General features: G+C 63.6%; 22 protein-coding genes. 9 read left to right on the forward strand and 13 right to left on the reverse strand.

Translation table 11 applies throughout. The features are described 5' to 3' along the window. Positions 1–78 precede the first annotated feature (78 nt). The 4 genes from M1E01_RS09250 to M1E01_RS09265 all read left to right on the forward strand — a co-directional run bounded on the left by M1E01_RS09250 (position 79) and on the right by M1E01_RS09265 (position 3668). Positions 79–468: a HesB/IscA family protein gene (locus M1E01_RS09250; RefSeq protein WP_309076474.1), complete on the forward strand. Its 390-nt coding sequence runs from the start codon at positions 79–81 to the stop codon at positions 466–468. Positions 469–656: 188 nt separating this feature from the next. Then, complete coding sequence (ctaC, locus tag M1E01_RS09255) at positions 657–1529, forward strand: aa3-type cytochrome oxidase subunit II (RefSeq protein WP_457974728.1); 873 nt, start codon at positions 657–659, stop codon at positions 1527–1529. Positions 1530–1539: 10 nt separating this feature from the next. Then, complete coding sequence (gene ctaD, locus M1E01_RS09260) at positions 1540–3270, forward strand: aa3-type cytochrome oxidase subunit I (RefSeq protein WP_457974729.1); 1731 nt, start codon at positions 1540–1542, stop codon at positions 3268–3270. Beyond that, positions 3267–3668: a cytochrome c oxidase subunit 4 gene (locus M1E01_RS09265; RefSeq protein ID WP_457974730.1), complete on the forward strand. Its 402-nt coding sequence runs from the start codon at positions 3267–3269 to the stop codon at positions 3666–3668. The genes ctaD and M1E01_RS09265 overlap by 4 nt, the downstream gene beginning before the upstream one ends. A gap of 96 nt (positions 3669–3764) precedes the next feature. Here the strand turns inward: M1E01_RS09265 and M1E01_RS09270 are convergent, their stop codons facing one another. Continuing rightward, positions 3765–4082 carry an HPr family phosphocarrier protein gene (locus tag M1E01_RS09270; RefSeq protein ID WP_457974731.1) on the reverse strand — a complete coding sequence of 106 codons (318 nt, stop codon included), beginning with the start codon at positions 4080–4082 and terminating at the stop codon, positions 3765–3767. Between the two features lie 160 nt (positions 4083–4242). On the opposite strand from M1E01_RS09270, the gene M1E01_RS09275 reads away from it, so the two are divergent. Further along, complete coding sequence (locus M1E01_RS09275) at positions 4243–5034, forward strand: GntR family transcriptional regulator (protein WP_457974732.1); 792 nt, start codon at positions 4243–4245, stop codon at positions 5032–5034. 107 nt (positions 5035–5141) lie between these two features. Here the strand turns inward: M1E01_RS09275 and qcrB are convergent, their stop codons facing one another. From qcrB to ctaE, 4 genes are all read right to left on the reverse strand, one after another. Further along, on the reverse strand, positions 5142–6812 hold the full coding sequence (gene qcrB, locus M1E01_RS09280; protein ID WP_457974733.1) for a cytochrome bc1 complex cytochrome b subunit: 1671 nt from the start codon (positions 6810–6812) through the stop codon (positions 5142–5144). Continuing rightward, the gene (gene qcrA / locus M1E01_RS09285; protein ID WP_457974734.1) at positions 6790–7860 is read right to left on the reverse strand and encodes a cytochrome bc1 complex Rieske iron-sulfur subunit; all 1071 of its coding nucleotides are present in this window, start codon (positions 7858–7860) and stop codon (positions 6790–6792) included. Before qcrA ends, qcrB begins: the two co-directional genes overlap by 23 nt. Positions 7861–7961: 101 nt before the next feature. Continuing rightward, positions 7962–8750, reverse strand: a complete 789-nt coding sequence (gene qcrC / locus M1E01_RS09290) for a cytochrome bc1 complex diheme cytochrome c subunit (RefSeq protein WP_457974735.1) — start codon at positions 8748–8750, stop codon at positions 7962–7964. Positions 8751–8834: 84 nt separating this feature from the next. Further along, a complete protein-coding gene (ctaE, locus tag M1E01_RS09295; RefSeq protein WP_457974736.1) occupies positions 8835–9509 on the reverse strand; it encodes an aa3-type cytochrome oxidase subunit III in 675 nt (224 codons plus the stop codon). A gap of 112 nt (positions 9510–9621) precedes the next feature. Between ctaE and trpD the strand changes: the two genes are divergently transcribed. Beyond that, positions 9622–10680, forward strand: a complete 1059-nt coding sequence (gene trpD / locus M1E01_RS09300; RefSeq protein WP_457974737.1) for an anthranilate phosphoribosyltransferase — start codon at positions 9622–9624, stop codon at positions 10678–10680. 31 nt (positions 10681–10711) lie between these two features. Here the strand turns inward: trpD and M1E01_RS09305 are convergent, their stop codons facing one another. Then, a complete protein-coding gene (locus tag M1E01_RS09305) occupies positions 10712–10990 on the reverse strand; it encodes an Lrp/AsnC family transcriptional regulator (protein WP_457974738.1) in 279 nt (92 codons plus the stop codon). 66 nt (positions 10991–11056) lie between these two features. Next, the gene (locus tag M1E01_RS09310; protein ID WP_457974739.1) at positions 11057–11464 is read right to left on the reverse strand and encodes a DUF3054 domain-containing protein; all 408 of its coding nucleotides are present in this window, start codon (positions 11462–11464) and stop codon (positions 11057–11059) included. A 111-nt stretch (positions 11465–11575) separates the two neighbouring features. Here M1E01_RS09310 and M1E01_RS09315 point away from each other — a divergent pair, with 111 nt between their 5' ends. Beyond that, positions 11576–12049 (forward strand): VOC family protein, encoded by a 474-nt coding sequence (locus M1E01_RS09315; RefSeq protein WP_457974740.1) that lies wholly within the window; start codon positions 11576–11578, stop codon positions 12047–12049. Here the strand turns inward: M1E01_RS09315 and M1E01_RS09320 are convergent. Both M1E01_RS09320 and M1E01_RS09325 read right to left on the reverse strand, forming a co-directional pair. Then, positions 12046–13083, reverse strand: coding sequence for a LacI family DNA-binding transcriptional regulator (locus M1E01_RS09320; RefSeq protein WP_457974741.1), 1038 nt, complete (start codon positions 13081–13083; stop codon positions 12046–12048). The genes M1E01_RS09315 and M1E01_RS09320 overlap by 4 nt on opposite strands. A gap of 153 nt (positions 13084–13236) precedes the next feature. Then, the gene (locus M1E01_RS09325; RefSeq protein ID WP_457974742.1) at positions 13237–14700 is read right to left on the reverse strand and encodes a sugar porter family MFS transporter; all 1464 of its coding nucleotides are present in this window, start codon (positions 14698–14700) and stop codon (positions 13237–13239) included. Positions 14701–14932: 232 nt separating this feature from the next. Between M1E01_RS09325 and M1E01_RS09330 the strand changes: the two genes are divergently transcribed. Beyond that, positions 14933–17095 carry a transglycosylase domain-containing protein gene (locus M1E01_RS09330; protein ID WP_457974743.1) on the forward strand — a complete coding sequence of 721 codons (2163 nt, stop codon included), beginning with the start codon at positions 14933–14935 and terminating at the stop codon, positions 17093–17095. A 13-nt stretch (positions 17096–17108) separates the two neighbouring features. Here M1E01_RS09330 and M1E01_RS09335 read toward each other — a convergent pair whose 3' ends face one another. Both M1E01_RS09335 and M1E01_RS09340 read right to left on the reverse strand, forming a co-directional pair. Next, positions 17109–17906 carry a GAF domain-containing protein gene (locus M1E01_RS09335; RefSeq protein ID WP_457974744.1) on the reverse strand — a complete coding sequence of 266 codons (798 nt, stop codon included), beginning with the start codon at positions 17904–17906 and terminating at the stop codon, positions 17109–17111. Between the two features lie 60 nt (positions 17907–17966). After that, the gene (locus tag M1E01_RS09340) at positions 17967–19127 is read right to left on the reverse strand and encodes an MFS transporter (protein WP_457974745.1); all 1161 of its coding nucleotides are present in this window, start codon (positions 19125–19127) and stop codon (positions 17967–17969) included. Between the two features lie 221 nt (positions 19128–19348). Between M1E01_RS09340 and M1E01_RS09345 the strand changes: the two genes are divergently transcribed. Continuing rightward, complete coding sequence (locus M1E01_RS09345; protein WP_457974746.1) at positions 19349–20323, forward strand: SDR family oxidoreductase; 975 nt, start codon at positions 19349–19351, stop codon at positions 20321–20323. A gap of 49 nt (positions 20324–20372) precedes the next feature. Here M1E01_RS09345 and M1E01_RS09350 read toward each other — a convergent pair whose 3' ends face one another. Together M1E01_RS09350 and M1E01_RS09355 are read right to left on the reverse strand one after the other, a co-directional pair. After that, positions 20373–22136: a thiamine pyrophosphate-dependent enzyme gene (locus M1E01_RS09350; protein WP_457974747.1), complete on the reverse strand. Its 1764-nt coding sequence runs from the start codon at positions 22134–22136 to the stop codon at positions 20373–20375. A 44-nt stretch (positions 22137–22180) separates the two neighbouring features. Continuing rightward, on the reverse strand, positions 22181–23728 hold the full coding sequence (locus M1E01_RS09355) for an amino acid permease (protein ID WP_457974748.1): 1548 nt from the start codon (positions 23726–23728) through the stop codon (positions 22181–22183). Positions 23729–23744: the final 16 nt, after the last annotated feature.

Below are 23744 nucleotides of genomic sequence, written 5' to 3' on the forward strand. Positions count from 1 at the left end.
GCTATAGCCCGTACCGTATCCGTAGGGGCAGGCGCCGTTCACGCGGGGCCGCCAGGACCGTCGTTAGAAGGTAGGCCAATGAGCACTACGACCAATGAAAACAGCACTGAATCCAACGGCACCGCCAGTGCCGAACTGGCGACCCACGAGGTTCAGCTGACCGACGTTGCCGCAGGCAAGGTCCGCAGCCTCCTTGAGCAGGAAGGCAGGACTGACCTCCGCCTCCGCGTCGCCGTGCAGCCTGGCGGCTGCTCCGGGTTGATTTACCAGCTCTACTTTGACGAGCGCCTCCTGGACGGGGACGCCGTACGTGACTTTGACGGCGTGGAGGTCGTTGTCGACAAGATGAGCGTGCCGTACCTCAGCGGTGCCAGCATCGACTTCGAGGACACCATCTCGAAGCAGGGGTTCACTATCGACAACCCCAATGCCGGCGGGTCCTGCGCCTGCGGCGATTCGTTCCACTAAGCAGGCCTTGCAGCCCTCCCTCATCCTGTGGCGGTGCCGGTTTCTACCGGCGCCGCCACACTGATGAGGACGTGTGGGCGAAAACGCGCGGAGAGCGGTAAGCTCTACACCGAGTAGTAAAACTCTTTTCGTGTGCCCGGGACGACGAAGGCCGCCCAGGCAACAGCAACAAGTAGGAAGGGCCGTCTGTGAGTTCGCAGAACCGAACCGGCAGCCGACGCAAAAAGATCGCTAAGATCACTGGCTTGGCAACTGCCGGCGCGTTGGTTTTGACTGGATGTTCGCCATTGGTAGAGAAGGGGTGGCTTCCGACCGAGCGCGGGACCACCAGTAACACCGACCGGATCATGGACCTGTGGGTCAACTCATGGATTGCCGCTCTCGCGGTGGGCATCATCACTTGGGGCCTGATCGTCTGGTGCCTCGTTGCCTACCGGCGCCGCAAGGGGACCGTTGGCTTCCCCAGGCAGACCAGCTTCAACCTTCCGCTGGAAGTTTTCTACCTGACCATTCCGCTGTTCATGGTGCTGGTGTTCTTCTACTTCACCGACCGCGACCAGCAGGCGATCGATGACCGCTCCCAGCCGGCCGACGTCGTTGTCGACGTCCGCGGCAAGCAGTGGGCCTGGGACTTCAACTACAAGAAGGGTGAGGTCATCCAGGAAGACGTCTACGAAGCCGGCGTGCAGGCGCATCTGACCGGCAACGCCGTCGACAAGGAAAAGCTTCCGACGCTTTACCTGCCCGTCAACAGGTCCATTGACGTTGAATTGAACGCCCGCGACGTCATCCACTCCTTCTGGGTCCCCGCGTTCCTGCAGAAGCGCGACATGATCCCGGGCAAGACCAACTACATCCGGTTCACGCCCACGAAGGAAGGCACCTATGACGGAAAGTGCGCCGAGCTCTGCGGCGAGTACCACTCCGAAATGCTCTTCCGCGTGAAGGTCGTCTCCGAGTCCGAGTTCCAGGCGAAGATGAACCAGCTGCGCCAGGACGGCAACACGGGCCTGCTCGGCGAAGAGTACGACCGCAACCCCGGCCTGACCGAATCGAAGTAAGGGGAGCGACGTGACTACTTACACTCAATCCGCCGGGACCCTGGAAGCTCCCGCAGCACCTGTGGTTCCCAAATCCAAGGGACGCATCGTCGTCAACTGGATCACCTCCACTGACCACAAGACCATTGGGTACATGTACCTGATTGCGTCCTTCGTGTTCTTCTGCCTCGGCGGCGTGATGGCCCTGCTCATCCGCGCCGAGCTGTTCGAACCCGGTATGCAGATCCTGCAGACCAAAGAGCAGTACAACCAGATGTTCACCATGCACGGCACCGTCATGCTGCTGATGTTCGCCACCCCGCTCTTTGCGGGCTTCGCAAACGTCATCATGCCCCTGCAGATCGGTGCCCCGGACGTTGCCTTCCCGCGGCTGAACGCCCTGGCATTCTGGTTCTTCCTCTTCGGCTCCACCATCGCCGTCTCCGGCTTCATCACCCCGCAGGGTGCTGCATCGTTCGGCTGGTTCGCCTACGCGCCGCTGTCCAACACGACCTTCAGCCCCGGTGTGGGCGGTGACCTGTGGGTCTTCGGCCTTGCACTGTCCGGTTTCGGCACCATCCTTGGTGCGGTCAACTTCATCACCACCATCATCTGCATGCGCGCTCCGGGCATGACCATGTGGCGGATGCCGATTTTCACCTGGAACACCCTCGTGACGGCCATCCTCGTCCTGATGGCGTTCCCGCCGCTGGCCGCCGCCCTGTTCGCCTTGGGTGCAGACCGCCGCTTCGGTGCTCATATCTTCGATCCGGAAAACGGCGGTGCCGTGCTCTGGCAGCACCTGTTCTGGTTCTTCGGCCACCCGGAGGTGTACATCATCGCGCTGCCGTTCTTCGGTATCGTCTCGGAGATCTTCCCGGTGTTCAGCCGTAAGCCGATCTTCGGTTACAAAGGCCTGGTCTACGCCACCATCGCCATCGCGGCCCTCTCGGTGACGGTGTGGGCGCACCACATGTACGTGACCGGTGCGGTGCTGTTGCCGTTCTTCGCCTTCATGACCATGCTCATCGCGGTTCCCACCGGCGTGAAGTTCTTCAACTGGATCGGCACCATGTGGCGGGGTTCGCTGACGTTCGAGACCCCGATGCTGTGGAGCATCGGCTTCCTCATCACGTTCCTCTTCGGCGGCCTGACCGGCATCATCCTGGCTTCACCGCCGCTGGACTTCCACGTTTCGGACTCCTACTTCGTGGTGGCGCATTTCCACTACGTGGTCTTCGGCACCGTGGTCTTCGCGATGTTCGCCGGCTTCTACTTCTGGTGGCCGAAGTGGACGGGCAAGATGCTCAACGAACGCCTGGGCAAGATCCACTTCTGGCTGCTGTTCCTGGGCTTCCACGGTACGTTCCTCATCCAGCACTGGCTCGGTGTGGAAGGCATGCCCCGCCGCTATGCTGACTACATGATCGAGGACAACTTCACCTGGATGAACCAGTTCTCCACCATCTCCTCGTTCGTCCTGGGCGCGTCCCTGATCCCGTTCTTCTGGAACGTGTACATCACCGCCCGGAGCAGCGAAAAAGTCCTCGTGGACGATCCTTGGGGCTTCGGGGCTTCCCTGGAGTGGGCAACGTCCTGCCCGCCGCCGCGGCACAACTTCACGTCGCTGCCGCGTATCCGCTCAGAGCGTCCCGCGCTGGACCTGCACCACCCTGAGCTTTCCCAGTCACACACCATTGAGTCACCGGCACCGGCAGCAGCTGTGCTCGGTAACGCCGATCAGAAGGACGCCTCGCAGTGAAGATCGAATCATGGATATTTGGAGCCGGAGTCTTCTTCTTCGTACCGGTCGCCCTGATTTACGGTTTCCTCACCAACTGGTCTGAGTGGGTCGGTGTCCTGGGCATCCTGCTCGTCGGGGGCCTCGCGGGCATGATTGGGGCTTACCTCGGCTTCACCGGCAAGCGGGTGGGGCTGCGCCCCGAGGACCGCGCCGACGCCGAGATCCACGAGGGCGCCGGTGAACAGGGCCACTTCAGCCCCTGGAGCTGGTGGCCGCTGATGCTTGGCCTCTCCTGTGCCGCTGGCTTCCTTGGCCTTGCTGTGGGCTACTGGATCGTGTTCATCGCCGCAGGCATGGCGGTCGTGGCACTCATCGGCTGGGTGTACGAGTACAGCCGGGGCGATCACGCCCACTAGGCTCCTGAGCCAGCCGTAATCACGGCAGAAATAACGACGGCGGGTCCCCACCTTGTGGTGGGGGCCCGCCGTCGTTATTGGTGCTTCAGTTGATTATTACGGTGCTGCCGGTGCCTTTGGCGCCTGTGCTGCCTGAGCTGACAGGAGGCCCGCAAGGTTGTCCAGGGCCTCTTCCGCGTCGTTGAGGGTCCGCCCGGCCGGAAGGGCTTCCTCCGCAATTCCCAGTTCCACCTGGCAGCCGCAGTTAAAGTCGCCGGCCATGACCTCAAGCAGTGACCGGGCATCAACGGCGTCGCTGCCGGCCTTGCTGATGGTCACGGGCAAGCCGGTCTCGTTGACGGCGCGGACAAATTCGGCCGCAGGGCGGGCATGCAGCCCGATGGCCGCTGTGACAATTGCCTTACGTACTGGCAATGAGTACTCCTCTATCCGGGCGGTGGAGGTGCCGCCGCCTATAAACGTGCGCCTTAAGAGTATCCTCGCGGCTTATCCGGCGGTGACGGCACGCTTCCTGGTCTAGACCCCTCCCGGGTAGCCTAATCTTGAAGTGTGAACATATTCAGCAGGAGCACCCATGGCTGCTAGTGCTGCAGCCATCGCCGGCGAGATCGACCGGAAAAGCGGCGTCCCCATCTACATCCAGCTCCGGGAAATCCTCCGGACGTACATCGCTACATCCTGCCCGCCGGGTTCCGCCCTTCCTTCGGAGCGGGACCTCGCCGAACGGTTCGGGCTTGCGCGCATGACTGTCCGCCAGGCCATCGACGCCTTGGTGGGAGAGGAGGTCATTGAGCGCGTGGTCGGCCTCGGGACCTTTGTCCGGAAGCCAAAGCTGGACCTCCAGGTCAAGCTCACCTCCTACAGCGAGGAAATGCAGCGCCGCGGCATGGTTCCTGCAGCAAAGGTGCTGAGCTTCGAGCAGATCGCCGCAAGCGCCTTCCTCGCCCGGGAATTGCAGCTGGAGGAGGGAACACCGCTGGTACGGTTCAGAAGGCTGCTGCTGGCCGACAATGAGCCCATGAGCGTGGATGAGAACTTTATCCCGGCCCACCGTGTACCCGGGCTCCTTGACGGCGAGCCGCCCACCTCGCTGTACAACGTGCTGAGCGAACAGTACGGCCTGGTGATGGAGTGGGGCGAGGACATGATTGAAGCCACTGCAGCCTCACCCTCCACCGCACGGTTGCTCAACGTGGAGATCGGGGCGCCCCTGCTGAAGATCCAGCGGCACGCGTTTGTCGCGAGGGCCATGGTGGACTATTCGGTGTCCTTTTACCGTGCTGACCGGTACAAGCTGTGGGTGCCGCTGCAGCGCCCCGGCGTCCGGCCGACACGCAATTACGCCTCCGGATACCGCAACGCCTGACCTCGCTCGTCTGCACACAAAGAGCCTGATTTCCACAAAAGAAGCCCGGTCCCAAGGGGACCGGGCTTCTTTCTCGTCAGCAGCTGAGACAGTGGCTGAGGATGCTCCTAGTGGCTGAGGGTCTTCTGTCCCTCGCCAGCCTCAACGGCTTCGTGGTGGCCGTGGCCGGCTGCCAATTCGGCAGGAGTGGCCGGGGCAACCCTGTCCTCGAAGAACCAGCGGGAGAGTGCCGCACGGCGCTTTTCGTTTTTGGTGACGACGCCGTGCTCGTTCGGCTCGGCAGGCAGCGGAGCCGGCGACTCGAATCCGACGAGCTTGTAGCGCTTGTATTCATCGAGCGGAGCGTGAACTTCAATGAACTCACCATGCGGAAGCCGCACGATACGTCCGGTCTCACGTCCGTGGAGGGCGATCTCGCGGTCCTTGCGCTGCAGAGCCAGGGCCACGCGCTTTGTGACGACGAAGGCGATGATCGGTCCGAGGAAGAACAGTGCACGCAGCCAGTACGTGACGTCGTTCAGGGAGACCATGAAGTGGGTCGCGATGAGGTCGGAGCTGGCTGCAGCCCACATGACGCAGTAGAACGTGAACCCGGCCATGCCGATCGCGGTCCGTGTGGGGGCGTTGCGGGGACGGTCAAGAACGTGGTGTTCCCGGTCGTCCTTCGTGACCCAGCGCTCAATCCACGGGTACATGAACAGAACGGTGAAGACGATGCCAGCCGGCACCAGGGCCGGAAGCAGGACGTTCAGCGTCAGCACGTAACCGAAGATGACGTACTCGAAGTGGAAGTCGCCAATCACACCGGGCATGAGGCGAAGCGCACCGTCAACCCAGCCGATGTACCAGTCAGGCTGCGTGCCTGCGGAAACCGGGGAGGGGTCGTAGGGGCCGTAGTTCCAAATCGGGTTGATGGTGAAGAACCCTGCCATCAGGGCAATGACACCGAACACGATGAAGAAGAATCCGCCGGCCTTGGCGGCGTAGACCGGACCGAGCGGGTAGCCGACGACGTTGTGGTCGTTGCGGCCCGGGCCGGGGTACTGGGTGTGCTTGTGCACGACCACCATGAAGAGGTGCAGGACGATCATCAGGAGGATCAGTGCCGGGACCAGCAGGATGTGGAGGACGTACAGGCGGCCGATGATCAGCGTGCCGGGGAACTCCCCGCCGAAGAGGAAGAAGGAGATGTACGTGCCGATGACCGGAATGGACTTGATCACGCCGTCGATGATGCGGAGGCCGTTGCCGGACAGCAGGTCATCGGGGAGCGAGTAGCCGGTGAAACCGGCGGCCATGGCCAGGATGAGCAGGACGCCGCCCACCACCCAGTTCAACTCACGCGGCTTGCGGAACGCGCCGGTGAAGAACACGCGGAGCATGTGCACTGCGATGGAGGCCACGAACAGCAGGGCTGCCCAGTGGTGCACCTGGCGCATGAACAGGCCGCCGCGGACGTCGAAGGAAATGTCCAGCGAGGAGCTGTACGCCACCGACATTTCAACATTCTTCAGCGGAGTGTACGAGCCGTTGTAGTGCGTCTCCGCCATGGACGGGTCGAAGAAGAACGTCAGGAACGTTCCGGAGAGCAGAAGGATGACGAAGGAGTACAGCGCGACTTCGCCGAACATAAAGGACCAGTGGTCCGGGAACACCTTGCGGCCGAATTCGCGAAGAATTCCGGAGCCGCCGACGCGTGCATCGACGAAGTCGGTAACACGTCCGACTTTGGTGTTGGCTACATAAGCGGGGGCCTTAGCTGTTGATGCTGCGCTCATGCTGATCACGCTCCCAGTAACTTGGTCCTACGGGTTCTTTGAAGTCGCTGGTTGCGACCAGGTAGCCCTCGTCGTCGACTGCGATAGGCAGTTGGGGGAGAGGGCGGCTGGCGGGGCCGAAGATAACCTTGCATTCCTGGGTCAGGTCAAAGGTCGACTGGTGGCACGGGCACAGCAGGTGGTGCGTCTGCTGCTCATAGAGGGCGACAGGGCAACCGACGTGGGTGCAGATTTTGGAGTAGGCAACGATGCCGTTGTAACCCCAGTCCTCACGGCCTGCGGAAGGGTTCAGCTTTGCCGGGTCGAGGCGCATGAGCAGCACGACGGCCTTGGCCTTCTCGTTCAGCTTGCCTTCGTGGAGGTCGTTGAGGCCTTCCGGGATGACGTGGAAGGCGGAGCCGATGGTGACATCCGAGGCCTTGATGGGGGTGCCGTCGGGGTCACGCGCCAGGCGCTTGAGCTTGTCGCCCTCCGGTGCCCACAAGGTGTGGGCGAGCTTGTCGTCGGGGCGCGGACCAAGGTCGCCGAACACCGCGAGTGCCGGGAGCGGGGCAAGTGCCACGGCGCCGAGCAGGGTGTTGCGGATGAGGGGACGGCGTTTGATGCCGGTTTCCTCAACGATGTCATCGACGATCCGGACTGCTGCCGCGCGGTCATCCTCCTCGCGGATGGCGTGGCGCTCCTCGGAGACTTCGTGGTCCGGCATGAGGGCCTTCGCCCAGTGCACGATGCCGGTGCCGATGCCAAGCATGGCAAAGGCCGTGCCGATGCCAAGCAACATGTTCTGCAGCCTGATAGTGGCTATCGTGGAGTCGCCGCCCAGATCGATGGCGAAGTACGCCACCAGGAAGATCACGGTGCCAACGACCGACGTGCCGAACAGCGCGGCTACCTGCCGTTCTGCTCGCTTTGCGGCCTTCGGGTCCGTGTCAGCCAGGCGCAAACGATGCGGAGGAATTCCAGGGTCCTGGAACTTCTCCACCTCATTCTGACCAGCCGTAGCTACGGTGCCCGAGTGGATCGGACTGCCGTCACTATGGTTGCCCATGATTCGCCTCATCCTTCTCTCGTCTCGGCGGTGCCGAGTTAGTGTTCAATTTCAAACCCGCTGAACGGTCAGCGGGACATTTCTTAGGTTGCCTGCGCGTCCTAGGACGTGCGGGACGTCAGCCAGATGGTGAAGGCGATGATGACGCCAAGGCCTGCAATCCAGACAAAGAGGCCTTCGGATACGGGGCCAAGGGCTCCAAGGTCAGCGCCGCCGGGGGAGCCGGTGGTCTCGATCTGCTTGAGGAATGTGATGATGTCGCGCTTGCCTTCAGGGGTGATGTTGGAGTCACTGAAGACCGGCATGTTCTGCGGACCGGTCACCATCGCCTCGTAGATGTGCTTGCCCGAAGTGTCGGCCAGGGCCGGAGCGAACTTGCCGCGGGTCAGTGCGCCGCCGGCTGCCGCCGCGTTGTGGCACATGGCGCAGTTGGTGCGGAACAGCTCGCCGCCCTTGGCTGCGTCACCCTGTTCGTCCAGGAGGGCTGCTTCGGGGATGGCCGGGCCGGCGCCCAGGGAGGCGACGTACGCCGAGAGCTGGTGGGTCTGCTGCTCGTTGAACTGGACAGGCTTCTCATATGCCTGGGGGCCGTTCGCCTGCATGGGCATACGGCCGGTGCCGACCTGGAAGTCGACGGCAGCGGCGCCGACGCCTACCAGTGACGGACCGTCCTGGGTGCCGCCGGCACCCATGCCGTGGCAGGTGGCGCAGTTCGCTTCGAAGAGCTTCTCGCCTTCCTCGACATCACTGGCGCTGAAGTTGGTGGTGCTGGCCTTCGCCTCGTTGACGGTGGTGGCAACGGCGTACAGCCCACCAGTGAGGAGGAGGCCCATCAACAGCAGCGCTATGGCTGCCAGTGGGTGACGTCGCTTCTGCGAAAGTGCCTTCACGTGGTGGTTCCTTTATTCGATCGTGCGTCGGCTCCAGGAGCCGCTTCTTGAAAATCAGTCTCTTGTGAAAGAGCCAAGCCTTGATTACTTGAGGACATAGATGACCAGGAAGAGGCCAATCCAGACAACGTCCACGAAGTGCCAGTAGTACGAGGTGACAATCGCCGAGGTCGCCTCGAAGTGACCGAACTTCTTCGCGGCGAAGGAGCGGCCCATGATGAGGAGGAATGCCACGAGGCCGCCGATGACGTGCAGGCCGTGGAAGCCGGTCGTCATGTAGAAGGCCGATCCATAGGCGTTGGACGAGAGCGAGACGTGCTCGGAGACGAGCATGGCGTACTCCATCGTCTGGCCTGCCACGAAGAAGGCACCCATGAGGAAGGTCAGGGTGAACCACTCGTTCATGCCCCAGCGGGTGAACTGCAGCGGGCCGCCGCTGCGCCGCGGCTGGAGCCGTTCCGCGGCGAAGACCCCCATCTGGCAAGTGAAGGAGCTCGCCACAAGGACGATCGTGTTAACAAGCGCAAAGGGGAAGTTGAGCTTGGCCGTCTCTTCAGCCCACATCTGTCCGGAGGTGGACCGGAGCGTGAAGTACATGGCAAAGAGACCGGCGAAGAACATCAACTCGCTGGACAGCCAAACTACGGTTCCGACGGAAACCATATTGGGGCGGTTCAGCGTGGGGTGCGCCGGGGTACTGGGGGCATGGGTCGCAGATGTCACATAGACATTATGTCTGTAAAACTTCGTCCTGCCCAACGCAAACCGCCTTTTGCGGGGACTTTTTCTACAAAGCCGCGAATTCGCGCGGAAAAGTTCCGGGATGGGTTCACATTGGTCTTTGGAAGCCGCGGCTCGATAGCATCGGAAGGTGACTTCACAGGTATCGGCACAGGCGGCAGCTAACACCTGGCCGCGTCTCATTTCCGCCCTGATTGACGGCGAGGACCTTACGGCGGAAAGTACGGCCTGGGCCATGGGCACCATCATGTCGGGTGAGGCTACGCCGGCGCAGATCGCCGGATTCCTTGTGGCGCTGCGGGCCAAGGGCGAAACGGTGGACGAGATCGCCGGCCTGGTTGAAGCCATGGTGGCCCATGCCAAACCCATTGAGATCTCCGGGGAGAAGCTCGACATCGTTGGCACCGGAGGTGACCAACTTAACACCGTTAACATCTCCACCATGGCTGCGCTCGTGTGTGCCGGAGCGGGCGCCAAGGTGGTCAAGCACGGCAACCGCGCGGCGTCGTCGTCTTCGGGTTCGGCGGATGTGCTGGAGGCACTCGGTGTCCGCCTTGACCTGCCCATCGAGGGCGTGGCGCGCTGTGCCGAAGAGGCAGGAATCACATTCTGCTTTGCCCAGGTGTTCCATCCGTCCTTCCGCCACACGGCCGTACCTCGGCGTGAGCTTGCGGTTCCCACCGCCTTCAACTTCCTCGGTCCGCTCACCAATCCGGCGAGGGTGCAGGCTTCGGCGGTCGGCGTCGCCAACGCGCGCATGGCGCCGCTGGTGGCCGGCGTCCTGGCCAAGCGCGGCAGCCGCGGGCTCGTCTTCCGGGGCAGCGACGGGCTTGACGAGATGACCACCACCGGTCCGTCAACCGTGTGGGAAATCCGCAACGGCGGAGTCACCGAACAGCTGTTTTCGCCTGCAGAACTCGGGATTCGTCAGGCGACGGTCGAGGAACTCCGCGGCGGGGACGCCCAAGCGAACGCCGCCGTCGTCCGTCAGGTGCTTGACGGGGCAGCCGGACCGGCGCGCGACGCCGTCCTGCTTAATGCCGCGGCCGGCCTCGTGGCCTTTGACCTCGAGGCCGAGGGAACGCTGGCAGAGCGCATGAAGCACGGCCTGGAACGGGCCGCCACGTCCATTGACTCCGGTGCGGCCGCTGCCGTCCTGGGGAAATGGGTCGGCCTGACCCAGGCATAGCCGGCCGTCGAACGCTATAGAGGGCTGCCGCCTACTCGAAGCCCAGTGCGAACGCTGCGTCCAGGTCATGCTGGGAGTACGCGCGGAAAGCAATGTGTGTGGTCGTGTGGACCACTGCAGGAACCTTTGAAAGTTTGTCAGCAATGACATCGGCAAGCTCATCGTGCTGCGAGACGCGGGCAACCGCGATCAGGTCCCACTCACCGGTGACGGAGTACACCTCGCTGATGCCCGGAATGGCAGAGATTTCTTCAGCCGTCTCGGGGATGCGGGAAGCGTCAGTCTTGATCAGGACGAATGCGGTGACCACTGGTTATCCTTCCGGATCGTTGCGCTCCGGCAGCGCGGATGCCTGCCGTGGTGCCAGCCTATTACATCAGGCCTTGCGCCGTGACCGCCGCAGGCGCAGGAGTCCAAGCACGAGCAGGCGGTAGCCAAGGAGCAGCACCGCGAGGCTGGTCAGCGCGACGATGACAAAGGGCAGCACCACTGTCTGTCCGGTGACAGCGCGAAGAGCCATGCCGATTCCGGCGGCGCCAAGCCATACGGCAACGCCGGCCGGCCACAGCGCCAGCGGTCCGCGCCAGAGCCGCAGGACAACCCAGGTGACAGCCGCACCCGTGAGGAAGGGCCACGCCGTCAGCAGGACACCGGCTATGACATCTCCGCGGGCATGGGCGTCACGGCCAATGGCGGCAAACACCATGATGAGCAGGGCATCTGCGGCTGCGGCGCCGGCGATGGCGGGCGCCGGCCGGGGGGCCGGGATTTCTGTCGAACGCATGCCTTCGAGCCTAGCTTCTTCCGCCGGCGGCGTTTGGAGGCTACGCTCAACCGGCACCGGTCGGCGATGCCGCTGGCCGGGCTTCGATGGGTTCCAGGGAGAGGAAGCAGCATGCAGAAGATCAACGCCTGCCTTTGGTTCGACAATCAGGCCGAACAAGCCGCAGAATACTACGTCTCCGTCTTTGACAATGCACGAATCACCAGCATTTCCCGTTTCGGGGAGGGCGCCCCCGGCCCGGCAGGCGAGGCAATGGCTGTGGAGTTCGACCTTGAAGGCCAGAAGTTCCAGGCCCTGAACGGCGGGCCGACGTTCACTTTCACAGAGGCGGTGTCCTTCGTCATCGACTGTTCCACCCAGGATGAGGTAGACCGTTACTGGAAAGCACTGACCGACGGCGGAAGTGAGGGCCGGTGCGGTTGGTTGAAGGACAGGTACGGGGTCTCATGGCAGGTGGTCCCTTCAGCGCTGGGCGGGCTGATCGGCGGGCCGGATTCCGCCGGTTCCCAGCGCGCCCTGCAGGTGATGCTGGGCATGAAGAAACTGGACATTGCCGAACTCCGGAAGGCGTACGACGGCGGCTAGTTCCGCCTGGCTGAAGGGCGCTTGGCGGGCGCGGTGGTCTTCCGGACCACCAGCCGCGGCTTCAGCGTTTCGTTGCGCTGCGGCTGGGCGGGTCCGGCAATGCGGTCCAGGAGCAGTTGCGCCGCCGAGGCGCCTACGTCACGGCTTACCGGATCTACTGTGGTCAGCGCCAGGTGGCCCATTGCAGACAGGTAGGTGTTGTCATACCCGACAATTGATAGTCCATCAGGAACGCTGACCGACCGCGCGTTGGCTGCGGACAGGGCGCCCACGGCAAGGATGTCGTTGGAGGCGACCACCGCCGTTGGTGCCTGGTCGCCGTCGATAAGCAGGCCGAGTGCCTCGTAACCGGACTGCTCTGTCATGTCCGTCTGCAGGACCCGGATGTACTCCTGCAGTCCATGGCGTTCCATAGTTTCGCGATACGAGGCCTCTCGCACTGCGGCGGGGCCAGTGGGGGCTGTAAGGAAAGCTATGTCCCGATGCCCCAGTCCGAGCAGGTGCTCAACTGCCTGGCGGGCGCCGTCGGCGTCGTCATTGGACACGCGGTCCGCTGCTGGAAGTGTGAGGGCCCGGGCCCCGACTACTACAGCCGGCGTATGTGAGGTTGCACGTGTAAGGTCATCGTCGGGCCGAAGCTCTCCCGCGATGACAAGCCCCTCAACCCGCATTTCCATGAAGGGGGACACCGGGCTTTCTCCCGGGCGGGCGAGGTAGCGGGGGTCCCCGAGGACCATCCGCAGGTTTTGCTCTCCAAGCACTGACTGCAGGCCGTCGAGCAGGTCGACGAACCACGGGTTCGCCAGGTCATCGAGCAGAACCCCCACAATGCGTGTCCGTCCACTGGCCAGTGAACGGGCCGCATTGCTCGGCCGGTAATCCAGTGCGGCCACCGCGTCTGATACTGCCTGCCGCTTGGATTCGCTGACCTTGGGCGAGCCCCGAAGCACCAGTGAAACCAGGGCGCGGGAAACCCCTGCCTCCCGCGCAACATCCTCTATGGTGGGGCGCCTGGCCGCTCCCTGAGTCTTCACTTCACTCCCCGGCAATATCCACTTCCTGCCGCTAGCGTACCGTGAATGCAGCGGCTGCTTTGGGGCCGCCGCTGCCTTCTCGGTACGCCGGTTGTCCACGGCTGCAGGAACGCGCGTTTGGGGCTCGGCCTGTTACTGCGCCGTGGCCTTCTACTATGCCGTGGTCTTCTTCTGCGCCGTGGCCTTCCCTGCGGAGGCAGCCGGGGGCACGATGACAGGCAGGCTGCCGGTGCGGAAGTGCACTTCCAGTTCTTCCAGCGAATGCCCCTTCGTTTCCGGCACGCACTTGGCCACGAAGACGAGCGAAACAATATTGACCAGCACGAAGACTGTGAACGTCCCCGTCGAGCCCAAAGCGACCACCAGGATCGGGAACAGGAAGGAGATGGCGGCGTTGACGGTCCACAGGGCGAAGACGGCGATACCCATGGCGAAGCCCCGGATTGCCAGCGGGAAGATCTCGGAGAGGAGCAGCCAGACGCAGGTACCGATGAAGCACTGCACGAAGGCAACAAACAGCATCATGGCGGCAAGGATCGTGTAGCTGACCAGATCCGACTGCGGCAGCATGAAGACGACGGCGAGCAGCGCCTGGGAGGCAACGACGCCGGAGAATCCGATAACCAGCATCCGCCGGCGTCCGACGAAGCCCAGCAGCCAGATGCCCAGAATAGTCATCACAACTGATGTCAGGCCCACTGCCACGGTTGCCACCAATGATGCGCTGACGCCCAGCCCGCTGCGCTCAAGGATCGACGGTGCATAGTAGTTCACAGTGTTGATGCCGGTGGCTTGCTGAACCACGGCCAGGCCAATGCCGATCCACAGCAGTTTGCGCATCCACGGATTCTCCTTGAGGTCGCGCCATGCATGGGAGCGCTCGTTGCGCGCGGTTGTGGCGGCTTCCACGATTTCCTTGTACTCGAAGTCTGCCTCTTCCGGGCTGCGGCTCAGGTCCAGGATCCGGCGGCTGTCAGCGAAGCGGTCCCGGATGGCGAACCAGCGGGGTGATTCGGGCAGGACCAGCATGCCGATCAGGAGCGCAATGGCGGGTATCGATGCCACGCCCAGCATGAGCCGCCAGACTTCCGGGTCGTGAATGAGGGTGTCCAGGAGGGCGTTGATGGCGAAGGCGAGCATCTGGCCCGTCACGATCATCAGTTCATTGATGGTCACCATGCGGCCGCGCAGGTGGGCGGGCGCCATCTCAGCCAAGTAGAGGGGGCAGGTTACGGCTGCTGCGCCGACGCCAAGGCCAAGAATGACACGGGCCACGATCATGAAGCCCACGTTGGGAGCGACGGCACATCCCAGGGCCCCGATAAGGAAGAGGAAAGCGCACACGAGCAGGCTGCCGCGGCGTCCCAGCTTGTCGGCGAGCCGGCCGCCGCTCAGGGCGCCAACCGCGGCCCCCGGGAAGAGCAGGGCGCTGACCACAGTCGCTTCTTCCACGGGAGTCATGCTGAGCGAGTCCTGCATGTACAGCAGGGCCCCGGAGATTACGCCGGTGTCATAGCCGAAGAGGAGTCCGCCGAGCGTGGAAATGACGGTGAGGCGGGCAAGATATCCGCGGTGCTTGGATCCAGTTGCGGGAGGGCGTGCTGCATGCAACGACATTGTCGACTTCCTTGGATTGTTTGGCCGAGATGCTTCGGCCATGAATAAGGCATTCCTGCAAGTGTGCAAGGTCACGTGCCAACAACCTTAGAGCGCTCTAACCGCCACGTCAAAACTTTGTCCTGACATAGCGTCAAATCAAAAATCGCTTGTCTTAGTTTTACCCCGCCTACGTTCTGGATCAGCGGTGTCGGGCGGCGTATCGTAGTGTCACGGGATGAGGTGAGTTCTAATGATGGCAAGCAAGCGCCAGTCATCCCGATTGCGCAGTTTCGTGGCAACGATGCTCGGGTTCGTGGTCCTGAGTAGCTTCTGTGGCGTCCTGGTGGCCGCCTATCTGGTTCCACAGGTTGCGTTAGCCGGAACCACCCTCAGCAGCTCGATCAACTATTTCAACAGTCTGCCTACGGAACTCGCGGTGCAGCCGCCGTCGCAGACCACGCGGATGGTGACGGCCGATGGAAAGCTGATTGCGACCTTTTACGAGGAAAACCGCGTGCGGGTTCCGCTGAAAACGATGTCGCCATACGTTAAGGATGCGATCGTTGCCATTGAGGACAGCCGTTTCTATGAGCACCGCGGTGTTGACCCGCAGGGTATTCTCCGTGCGCTGACGACCAACCTGGCGGAGGGGGAACGGCAGGGAGCGTCGACGCTAACCCAGCAGTACGTCACCAATGTGGCGAATGAAGCCAGGATCTCCGCAGGGCGCGAGGAGCAAGTGATTCTCAGCGGGCAGAAGAATGTTGCGGACAAACTGCGTGAGATGCGCCTGGCCTTGGCGCTGGAGAAGAAGTTCACCAAGGACCAGATTCTTGAGGGGTATCTGAACATCGTATTCTTCAACCGCAGTGCCTACGGCATCGAAGCGGCCTCCCAGTACTTCTTCAGTGTTCCTGCGAGCAAGCTGACACTGCCTCAGGCAGCCCTGCTTGCCGGCCTCGTCAACAGCCCCAGCCTCTACGATCCTGTGGCGAACCCAGAGAACTCCATCCAGCGCCGCAACCAGGTCTTGAACGCGATGCTGGAGCAGGGCAAGATCAGCCAGAGCCAGCATGACAAGGCTGTGGCCAGCGGCGTCGGCCTGAAGATCAAGCCCTCCAAACAGGGCTGTGCCGCTGCGGCGATGGCTCCCTACTTTTGCGACTACGTTGCACAGCTGTTCCTCAACAACCCCGCGTACGGTGCGGACAGGCAAGCGCGGGAACAGAAGCTGCTACGCGGCGGACTGACTATCACCACCACGCTCGACAGCCGGCTCCAGGCCGCGGCGCAGTCTCAGGTGAACGCAACGGCCGGGGCGAACCCCACCAAATGGGGTGCATCCCTGGTCTCGATCCAGCCGGGGACGGGCAAGATTCTCTCCATGGCTCAGAATACGGTCTTCCTCCCGCAGCGCGGAAAGTTCGATACTCAGCTGAATTTCAATGTGGAAGCCAAGGACCCCAACGGCAACGGCCTGAACGGCGCGGGCGGCTTCCAGCCAGGATCTACCATGAAGCCGTTCATCTTCGCGGAATGGCTGGACCAGGGAAAGACCATGACAACAGTGGTCGACGCCTCCAAGCGGGAGTACCCGCTCGGATTCCGCTGGCAGTCCTCCTGCGGGAAAGTCGTCGGCGGCTACAGCAGCAAGCAGCGGGCGGCAGGCCTCGAGGCGGCAGACGACCTGCAGAACGCTGACGCCGGCTACTACCGGAAGATGCCGGTTGACTACGGGCTCTACAACTCGATCAACACTGCGACTTTCGCCGAAGCGGCTCAGCTGGACTTCTGCGGCATCCAGAAGATGGTGGACGCAGTGGGCCTCCACAGCGGACTGGACGGCGACCGGATCAACATGCACCAGCTCGGCAACCTGTTGGGTGGCACGGAAGTCGCACCGCTGACAATGGCCAATGCCTTTGCCACCTTCGCTGCGGATGGCCGCTACTGCCAGCCCATCTCGATGACGCGCCTCACCGACCGTGCCGGGAAGCAGCTGCCGGTCCCGGAGATTAAGTGCCGGGACGCTGTGGATCCGAAGGTGGCCAGGGGCGTGAACGCCGTCCTGCAGGACACCCTAAAGAAGGGCTCCGGCGTCTATATCAAGCCTACGGTCCACGACCGCATGCCCGTGGCGGCCAAAACCGGGACAAACAACATCAACAGCGCCACCTGGGTGGTGGGCTACACCACGGGGATCGCCACCGCGTCATTCTTCGGCGACACACTCGAAGGCCAGAGCCGGGCCGGCAGGAACCTGAACATCAACGGCAAGGTCTACAAGCGCATCGACGGATACATGATTGCCGGTCCCCAGTGGGCACATTACATGCTGAAAGTGGGCAAAATGTACCCCGCCAAGGCCTTCCCCAAGCCGCCCGCGTCCATAGTGGGCAAACGCACAAGCTGACCCTGGCGAAGGCCTATGATTTCCGCCCCGCAGCACGGCGGCGCTTGGCCGTGGCGTTCGCGACCGGGCGGCTCCCGTCGTCGTGGGCCAGCCCGCCGTCGGCGGCCAGCCCGGAAGTCGGCAGGACAGCCGTGATGCCCGCGCCCGGCGGCCCGGAGACGCGGTTCTGGACAACTTCCTGGAGATACTGGGCCGCATTGTCCCGGCTCAACCCGTATTCCCGCATCAGGGACCACACCGCAAGGTCCACCAGGGAAAGCGGGCTTTCAACGGCAGTGGCCTCTGCCCGCTGCGCCAGCTGCAGCAGTAGGTGGATGTCGGCGGCAATCCGCCGGGCGCATGCAGCGGCGCCGGCTATGTCATCGCTCGTGAACGCATGGGGGATGGGGGCATAAAGCGTGAGGGCAGCACCGATCTCGCCGCCCACCATCAGGGGAACTGTCAGCAGGGAGGCGGCGCCGTGCCCGGCCAGGAAGGTGGCGTAGCCTGGCCACCGCCGTTCCGTGGCCACGTCGGCTATATGGACGAACTCACCGGAACGTACGGCTGCGCGTAGCGGACCGTCGTCGAACGAGCCGTGAAGGGCGTCGACCCTACGGGCGTCAGGTGAACCGGACACCCAGGTCCGGACGGTTTCACCGCCCACCAACGAGACAGCCCACAGCACGTCACGTGACTCGTTACCGATGGAATAGGCAAACTCGTGCAGGGCGTCACGGAGGAAATTCTCCACGTCGGGAGTGGCCAGAACCGCAACCGGAAAAGCGGCCTGGAACCCGGGCCCGAGATTGGAAGGGGAAGCTTCAGCCATGCTCCACGTCCAGCAGAAAGCCGCACCGGCTTGCTGCTAAACCTGTAGCACAAGCATACGTCAGGCGGCGCTGACGGTCGCTGAGGACGTGGGATAGGCCGCCATGACCGCCGCCGACAGGACCCATACAAGTCCGATGACCGCCACCGTGAATGCGCCGCCAAAGCCCGTCGCGGAGGCAGCCAGGGCAGCGCCGGCTGCGGAGGCGCTGGCGCGCAGGCCCGCGCCGACAGTAAAGATCTGCGACTTGAGGTGGTGCGGGCTCAGCAGGTTGCGGAGGAAAAGCATTGCCGCTGCGGTGGACGCCGTAAAGACGCCGGAAGCACCGATGGTGATTACGGTCCAGAGCGTTCCCAGGTCGAGCGCGGCGCCGATCGTCAGCAGCCCGGTCCCCAGGAAACCGGCCATCATAACAACATGGGGGCGTGCCCTGGTTGGGCGGGCAGTTTCATACAGGGCGCCCAGCAGGCTGCCGACGGCGAAAGCCGTCACCACCAGCGCGCCTTCGCTCGGTGAGCCGATCCGGTCAATCGAGAGAGCAACCGCTGCGATCGCCAATCCGCCCTGGCCGAGCTGGCTCAGCGTTGACGCCGCAGTCACCACCGCCAGCGGCCGGTGTCGGAAAATCCGGTGCAGCCCTGCAGCCACTGCGCGCCGCGGGGAAATTGTGCCCGCAGCATGCGGTCGAAGACCGATAACGCTGACGCAGACTGCGCCCACCATCGCGGCGGCTGCCAGCACTGTGAGGGAAGCGCCGGCCGGGAAGAAGGCCAGCATGACGGCGACAAGGGCCGGTCCCGCCACGGCTGAGAAGTTGTAGGAGAGGGCGTCGTAGGCGAATGCCCTGCGTCCGTCGGGTATGGCGTCGGCCACGAAGCTCGAGAGCCCGCCCATGTAGAAGGGCGCGGCCGCTCCGGCCAATGCCAGCACCGCGAACACAACCGGCATGGGGATCTGGCCGAGGAACGAGGTGACCGCGAAGGCAACGGCTGTCAGCACTACGGAGGCGGCAACCAAAGCGCCCGGGCGGCGGGCGGCGTCGAGCGCTGCACCTGCGACCGGGGCTGCTAGGACACTCGGACCGAGCGATGCAGCAACCAGGGCGCCGCCCACGCCCACGTCGTCCAATTGCTGAACGGCCAGGATGGGGATCGCTACTGCCGAGCCGGCCATGGCCATTCTCGGCGGCACGGAAGCAGCAAGATATCCGAGCGCAGTCATGCTTGGGTTACGGCAGCCTTTCGACGGCGAAGTGGTCTCACAGGGTTACGTCACATCATGAACTACGAGGAGTCCCTGCTCAAACAAGGGTCCGGCATTCAGGAGCACTTCCCAGACCGTTGCCGCACGCCGGGACGATGGGTAGCATCACAAACTAAGCCTGCTTATTGCTTCTACGGGCCCGACGTCTGAACAGATTCCGCCGAAAGATGAGGGAGCCCATGAGACTCGAGGACAGCGTTGTCGTCATCACAGGTGCATCGAGCGGCATTGGCCGCGCCACGGCCCTGCACCTGGCACACAAAGGTGCCCGTCTCGTTCTCGCTGCCCGCGGGGAAGAGGTGCTCCAGGCGCTGGCCAAGGAATGCCGTAAGCGGGGCGGGAAGGCTATCGCCATCGCCACGGACGTGACGGATGCCGAGGCCGTGGAGGCCTTGGCTTCCCGCGCCGTGGAGGAGTTCGGGCGGCTCGACGCCTGGGTAAACAATGCAGCGGTGTCCGTTTTCGGCCGGCTGACGGAGGTTCCGCTTCAGGACTTCAAGCGGGTGCTCGATGTCAACGTGAACGGCTACGTCCATGGCGCCCGGGCTGCCCTGCCATACATGCAGGCCCAGGGTTCGGGCGTGCTCGTCAATGTGGCCTCAATAGTGGGCGAAATCGGCCAGCCCTACACTGCTGCCTATTCCATGTCGAAGGCGGCAGTCCGGACGCTCGGGGTGAGCCTTCGGTCGGAACTCCTGCTGGACGGGGTGACGGGTGTCAAAGTCTGCACTATTCTGCCGGCAGCCATCGACACGCCTTTCTTCCAGCACGCGGCCAACCACACGGGCCGCCGCGTGGTTGCCATGCCCCCGGTTTACACCGCGGCGCGCGTGGCCAGGACAATAACGGATGTCCTGAAAAGGCCGCGCCGGGAAGCAGTAGTGGGTCCGGCAGGCCGCTACATGGTGCTGAAGCACAGGGTTCTTCCCGGCCTCACTGAAAATGTCATGGCTGTCCAGGTGGACAAGACGCACCTGTCCCGGAAGCGCGCTGCGCAGGACTCGTCGGGAAACCTGTATCAGCCCTCAAGCCGGGTACGGGCGGCGTCCGTGTCCGGCGGATGGCACGGCGCCCGCCGGACGGCAAGGCGCAGGGCCTTTACTGCCCTGGCTGCCGCAGCCGGGGTGGTGGCCCTCAAAAACCGCTTACGCTGAGAGGGAACGCGGACGACGGCGGGAGGTCCCGCCGTCGTCCGCCGTCCCGTCAGACGGTTGTCGGGTACGCCTTGACCCGCTGTTCGACCACGAGATGGATGAGAGCGAAGACGCCCTCTTCATCAATAGCGGCCAGAGCCGCGTCCAGGGCCGCCGGAACGGCCTTGTCCTCGGTGACTGTGATACCGAAACCGCCGAATGCCCTGGCCATCAGGCCAAAGTCCGGATTCTTCAGCTGGGTGCCGGAAACACGGTCGGGGTAATGCCGCTCCTGATGGGTGCGGATGGTGCCGTACTCCTGGTTGTCCATGACGATGACCAGGGGGGTGGCACCGTACTGGGCAGCGGTGGCCAGTTCCTGGCCGTTCATCAGGAATTCCCCGTCGCCGGCAATGGTCACCACGCGGCGGTGCGGTTCCGCCAGGGACGCCGCGATGGCAGAGGGGATGGAGTAGCCCATGGAGCCGTTCCGGGCGCTGATCATCGAAGCGTAGCGGCGGGTGGGGAAGTACCGGTGGGCCCAGTTGGTGTGCTCGCCGGCCCCGAACGTCACCAGTGCGTCCTCCGGCAGTCCGGGGACGAGGTGCGCCATCAGCGTGTCCATTCTTGCCCGTCCGGCGGCGGGAGTGGACGGGGGGAGCGCGGCGAAGGACTCCTGCTCAGCCCGCATCCGGCCCGTCCATGCCTTCCACTCCTCCTTCACCGGCAGCTCGATCTCCGCTAAGCCAAGGACGAACGCTTCCGGTTTCGCCAGGATTTGCCGTGAGACCGGCCCCGACCGGCCTCGCAAGGAGGGGTCGACGGTCACCAGGAAGTTTTTCTTGCTCCAGTCCTGTCGGCAGACGAATCCGTCCGTGATCACGTCTCCCGGCACCGTGCCCACAAATACCAGGAGATCAGTTTCCTCGAGCAGGTCATATGTGGGCCGCGGGCGGCCATAGCCGATGGGGCCAACATAGGACGGGGAATCACAGGACACGGTTCCCTGGGTGCGCCACTCCGCAGCAGCGGGTATCTGGTGCCGCTCAAGCCAGGCGGTGAGCCGGTCAGCCGCCGACTGGCTCCAGTCGTTGCCGCCCGTCACAAAAAGAGGTTTGCTTGATTGGGCCAGCGCAGTCTTCAGGGCCTCGGCGTCCCTGCTGCTCATGCCGCCCGCTGCCACCGGAATAGCCGGGTGCAGCTCCGGGTGGATCTGCTGCCGGATGATGTCCTCGGGAAGACCCACCACCACCGGGCCCGGCCGCCCGCTCATCGCGGCGAACATCGCCTCGGCCACAATTTCGGATGCCCGTTCCGCGTGGTCGAGGACCATGACCCGCTTGGCGCCGGTGTCGAACCAGGCCTTGATATCGAACTCCTGGAACGCTTCACGGTCCCGGTGCGCGAACGGAATCAGCCCGACGAACAGCAGCATCGGAGTCGAATCCTGCCATGCTGTGTGCAGTCCGACGTGCGCATTGGCGGCCCCAGGGCCGCGCGTGACCATGGCCACCCCGGGACGCTGGTTCATTTTTCCGTCTGCCTCGGCCATATAGGCTGCCCCGCCCTCGTGCCGGCACACAATGGTCTCGATGTCCGAGGTGTGCAGCCCGTCCAGGACGTCCAGGAAGCTCTCACCGGGCACTACATAGGTCCGTTCCACGCCATGGGCCGCGAGTGAATCAACGATGACATGGCCGGCGGATTTCAGGGAAGGGCGATGTGCTTCGGCTCCGCCTGTGGAGCCGGCCGGCCCGGGCTGTGGTTCGTGGGGCCGTTCATCGCGGGAACGGTTGTCGGATGCGGTCAACGTGGACTGAGACTCTGTTGTCATGTGCTTTCTTTGGCTGGTTAGCGGACTGGCGGGGTTTGTGGCCGTTACCTGAGGGGCGTGCGGTTGGCGATGACGGGGGACATGCCGGTGAAGCCTTCGCGGGTTTGGGCGATGTCGTGGATTTGTTTGCGGCAGGCGTACCAGCCGGCGGTCATGAGGGCGCAGGCGACGAGGGTGACGAGCAGGGTCAGGGGGGAGTCGATGAAGACCATGACCAGCACGCCGAGGAGGAAGAGCAGGGAGAGGTAGCCGGTGTAGGGGGCGCCGAACATGCGGAAGGAGGGGCGTTTCAGCCAGCCCTTGTCGGCCCAGCGTTTGAGCTGCATTTGGCACAGCACGATGGTGGCCCAGGTGACGATGATGCCTACGGAGGCGACGTTCAGGACGATTTCGAAGGCCTGGGAGGGGACGAGGTAGTTTAGCGGCACGCCGAGCAGGGACACTCCGGCGGTGATGGCGATGCCGCCGTAGGGGACGCCTGCTTTGTTCATGCGCTGGGCGAATTTGGGGGCGGAGCCGGCGACGGACATGGAGCGCAGGATCCGGCCGGTGGAGTAGAGCCCGGCGTTCAGGGAGGACAGGGCCGCGGTGAGCACGACGAGGTTCATGATGACGTCCACGCCCTGGATGCCGATGGAGCCGAAGAAGGTCACGAAGGGGCTGACGCCTTTTTCGTAGGAGGTGTAGGGCAGCAGCAGGGCCAGCAGGATCACGGAGCCGACGTAGAACACCGCGATGCGGAAGACCACGGAGTTGATGGCTTTGGGCATGATCTTTTCGGGGTTTTCGGTTTCGCCGGCGGCGGTGCCGATGAGTTCGATGGAGGCGTAGGCGAACAGCACGCCCTGCATCAGGATGATCATGGGCAGCAGGCCGGTGGGGAAGATCCCGCCGTTGTCGGTGATGAGGCTGAAGCCGGTTTCGGCCCCGGGGACGGGGGTGCCGAAGATGACGAAGTAGGTGCCCACGATCAGGAACCCGACCAGGGCTGCGACCTTGATCAGGGCGAACCAGAATTCCATCTCGCCAAAGACTTTCACGGAGACGAGGTTCAGGCACAGCACGACGATGAGTGCGATCAGCGCCCAGGCCCATTGCGGCACGGCGGCGATCCAGGGGACGTAGTTGCCGAAGAAGTTCATGTACAGGGCTGCGGCGGTGATGTCCACGATGGTGGTGGTGGCCCAGTTGATCCAGTAGAACCAGCCCGAGACGAACGCGGCCTTCTCGCCGTAGAACTCGCGGGCGTAGGAGACGAACGAGCCCGAGGAGGGCCGGTGCAGGACCAGCTCGCCCAGGGCGCGCAGGATCAGGAACGCGAAGAACCCGCACACCGCGTAGGCAATCACGAGGGAGGGGCCCGCGGCGTTCAGGCGCCCGCCGGCACCCAGGAACAGGCCGGTGCCGATCGCACCGCCGATCGCGATCATCTGGATCTGCCGCGGCTTCAGGCTCTTGTGGTAACCCTTATCCTCGGCGTGCAGGAGGGTCTCGGTGGCATGCGCCTGCGCCGGGACCGTGTGGTCCGTGACGGCCGGGTGCGGGACAGCCTGGTGCAACGCAACCGCATCATTGGGGTTGTTGTAAGGCATGGTGTTCCTTTCGATC

The organism is Arthrobacter sp. D1-17 (genome assembly GCF_054130535.1).

What these genes read in the sequence shown, in the direction of transcription:
- M1E01_RS09355 (WP_457974748.1), bottom strand. Translation starts at nt 23,728, where the DNA reads ATGCCTTACAACAACCCCAATGATGCGGTTGCGTTGCACCAGGCTGTC.
- M1E01_RS09335 (WP_457974744.1), bottom strand. Translation starts at nt 17,906, where the DNA reads ATGGCTGAAGCTTCCCCTTCCAATCTCGGGCCCGGGTTCCAGGCCGCT.
- M1E01_RS09275 (WP_457974732.1), top strand. Translation starts at nt 4,243, where the DNA reads ATGGCTGCTAGTGCTGCAGCCATCGCCGGCGAGATCGACCGGAAAAGC.
- M1E01_RS09325 (WP_457974742.1), bottom strand. Translation starts at nt 14,700, where the DNA reads ATGTCGTTGCATGCAGCACGCCCTCCCGCAACTGGATCCAAGCACCGC.
- M1E01_RS09345 (WP_457974746.1), top strand. Translation starts at nt 19,349, where the DNA reads ATGAGACTCGAGGACAGCGTTGTCGTCATCACAGGTGCATCGAGCGGC.
- M1E01_RS09350 (WP_457974747.1), bottom strand. Translation starts at nt 22,136, where the DNA reads ATGACAACAGAGTCTCAGTCCACGTTGACCGCATCCGACAACCGTTCC.
- M1E01_RS09315 (WP_457974740.1), top strand. Translation starts at nt 11,576, where the DNA reads ATGCAGAAGATCAACGCCTGCCTTTGGTTCGACAATCAGGCCGAACAA.
- qcrB (WP_457974733.1), bottom strand. Translation starts at nt 6,812, where the DNA reads ATGAGCGCAGCATCAACAGCTAAGGCCCCCGCTTATGTAGCCAACACC.
- M1E01_RS09310 (WP_457974739.1), bottom strand. Translation starts at nt 11,464, where the DNA reads ATGCGTTCGACAGAAATCCCGGCCCCCCGGCCGGCGCCCGCCATCGCC.
- M1E01_RS09340 (WP_457974745.1), bottom strand. Translation starts at nt 19,127, where the DNA reads ATGACTGCGCTCGGATATCTTGCTGCTTCCGTGCCGCCGAGAATGGCC.
- M1E01_RS09330 (WP_457974743.1), top strand. Translation starts at nt 14,933, where the DNA reads ATGATGGCAAGCAAGCGCCAGTCATCCCGATTGCGCAGTTTCGTGGCA.
- M1E01_RS09250 (WP_309076474.1), top strand. Translation starts at nt 79, where the DNA reads ATGAGCACTACGACCAATGAAAACAGCACTGAATCCAACGGCACCGCC.
- qcrA (WP_457974734.1), bottom strand. Translation starts at nt 7,860, where the DNA reads ATGGGCAACCATAGTGACGGCAGTCCGATCCACTCGGGCACCGTAGCT.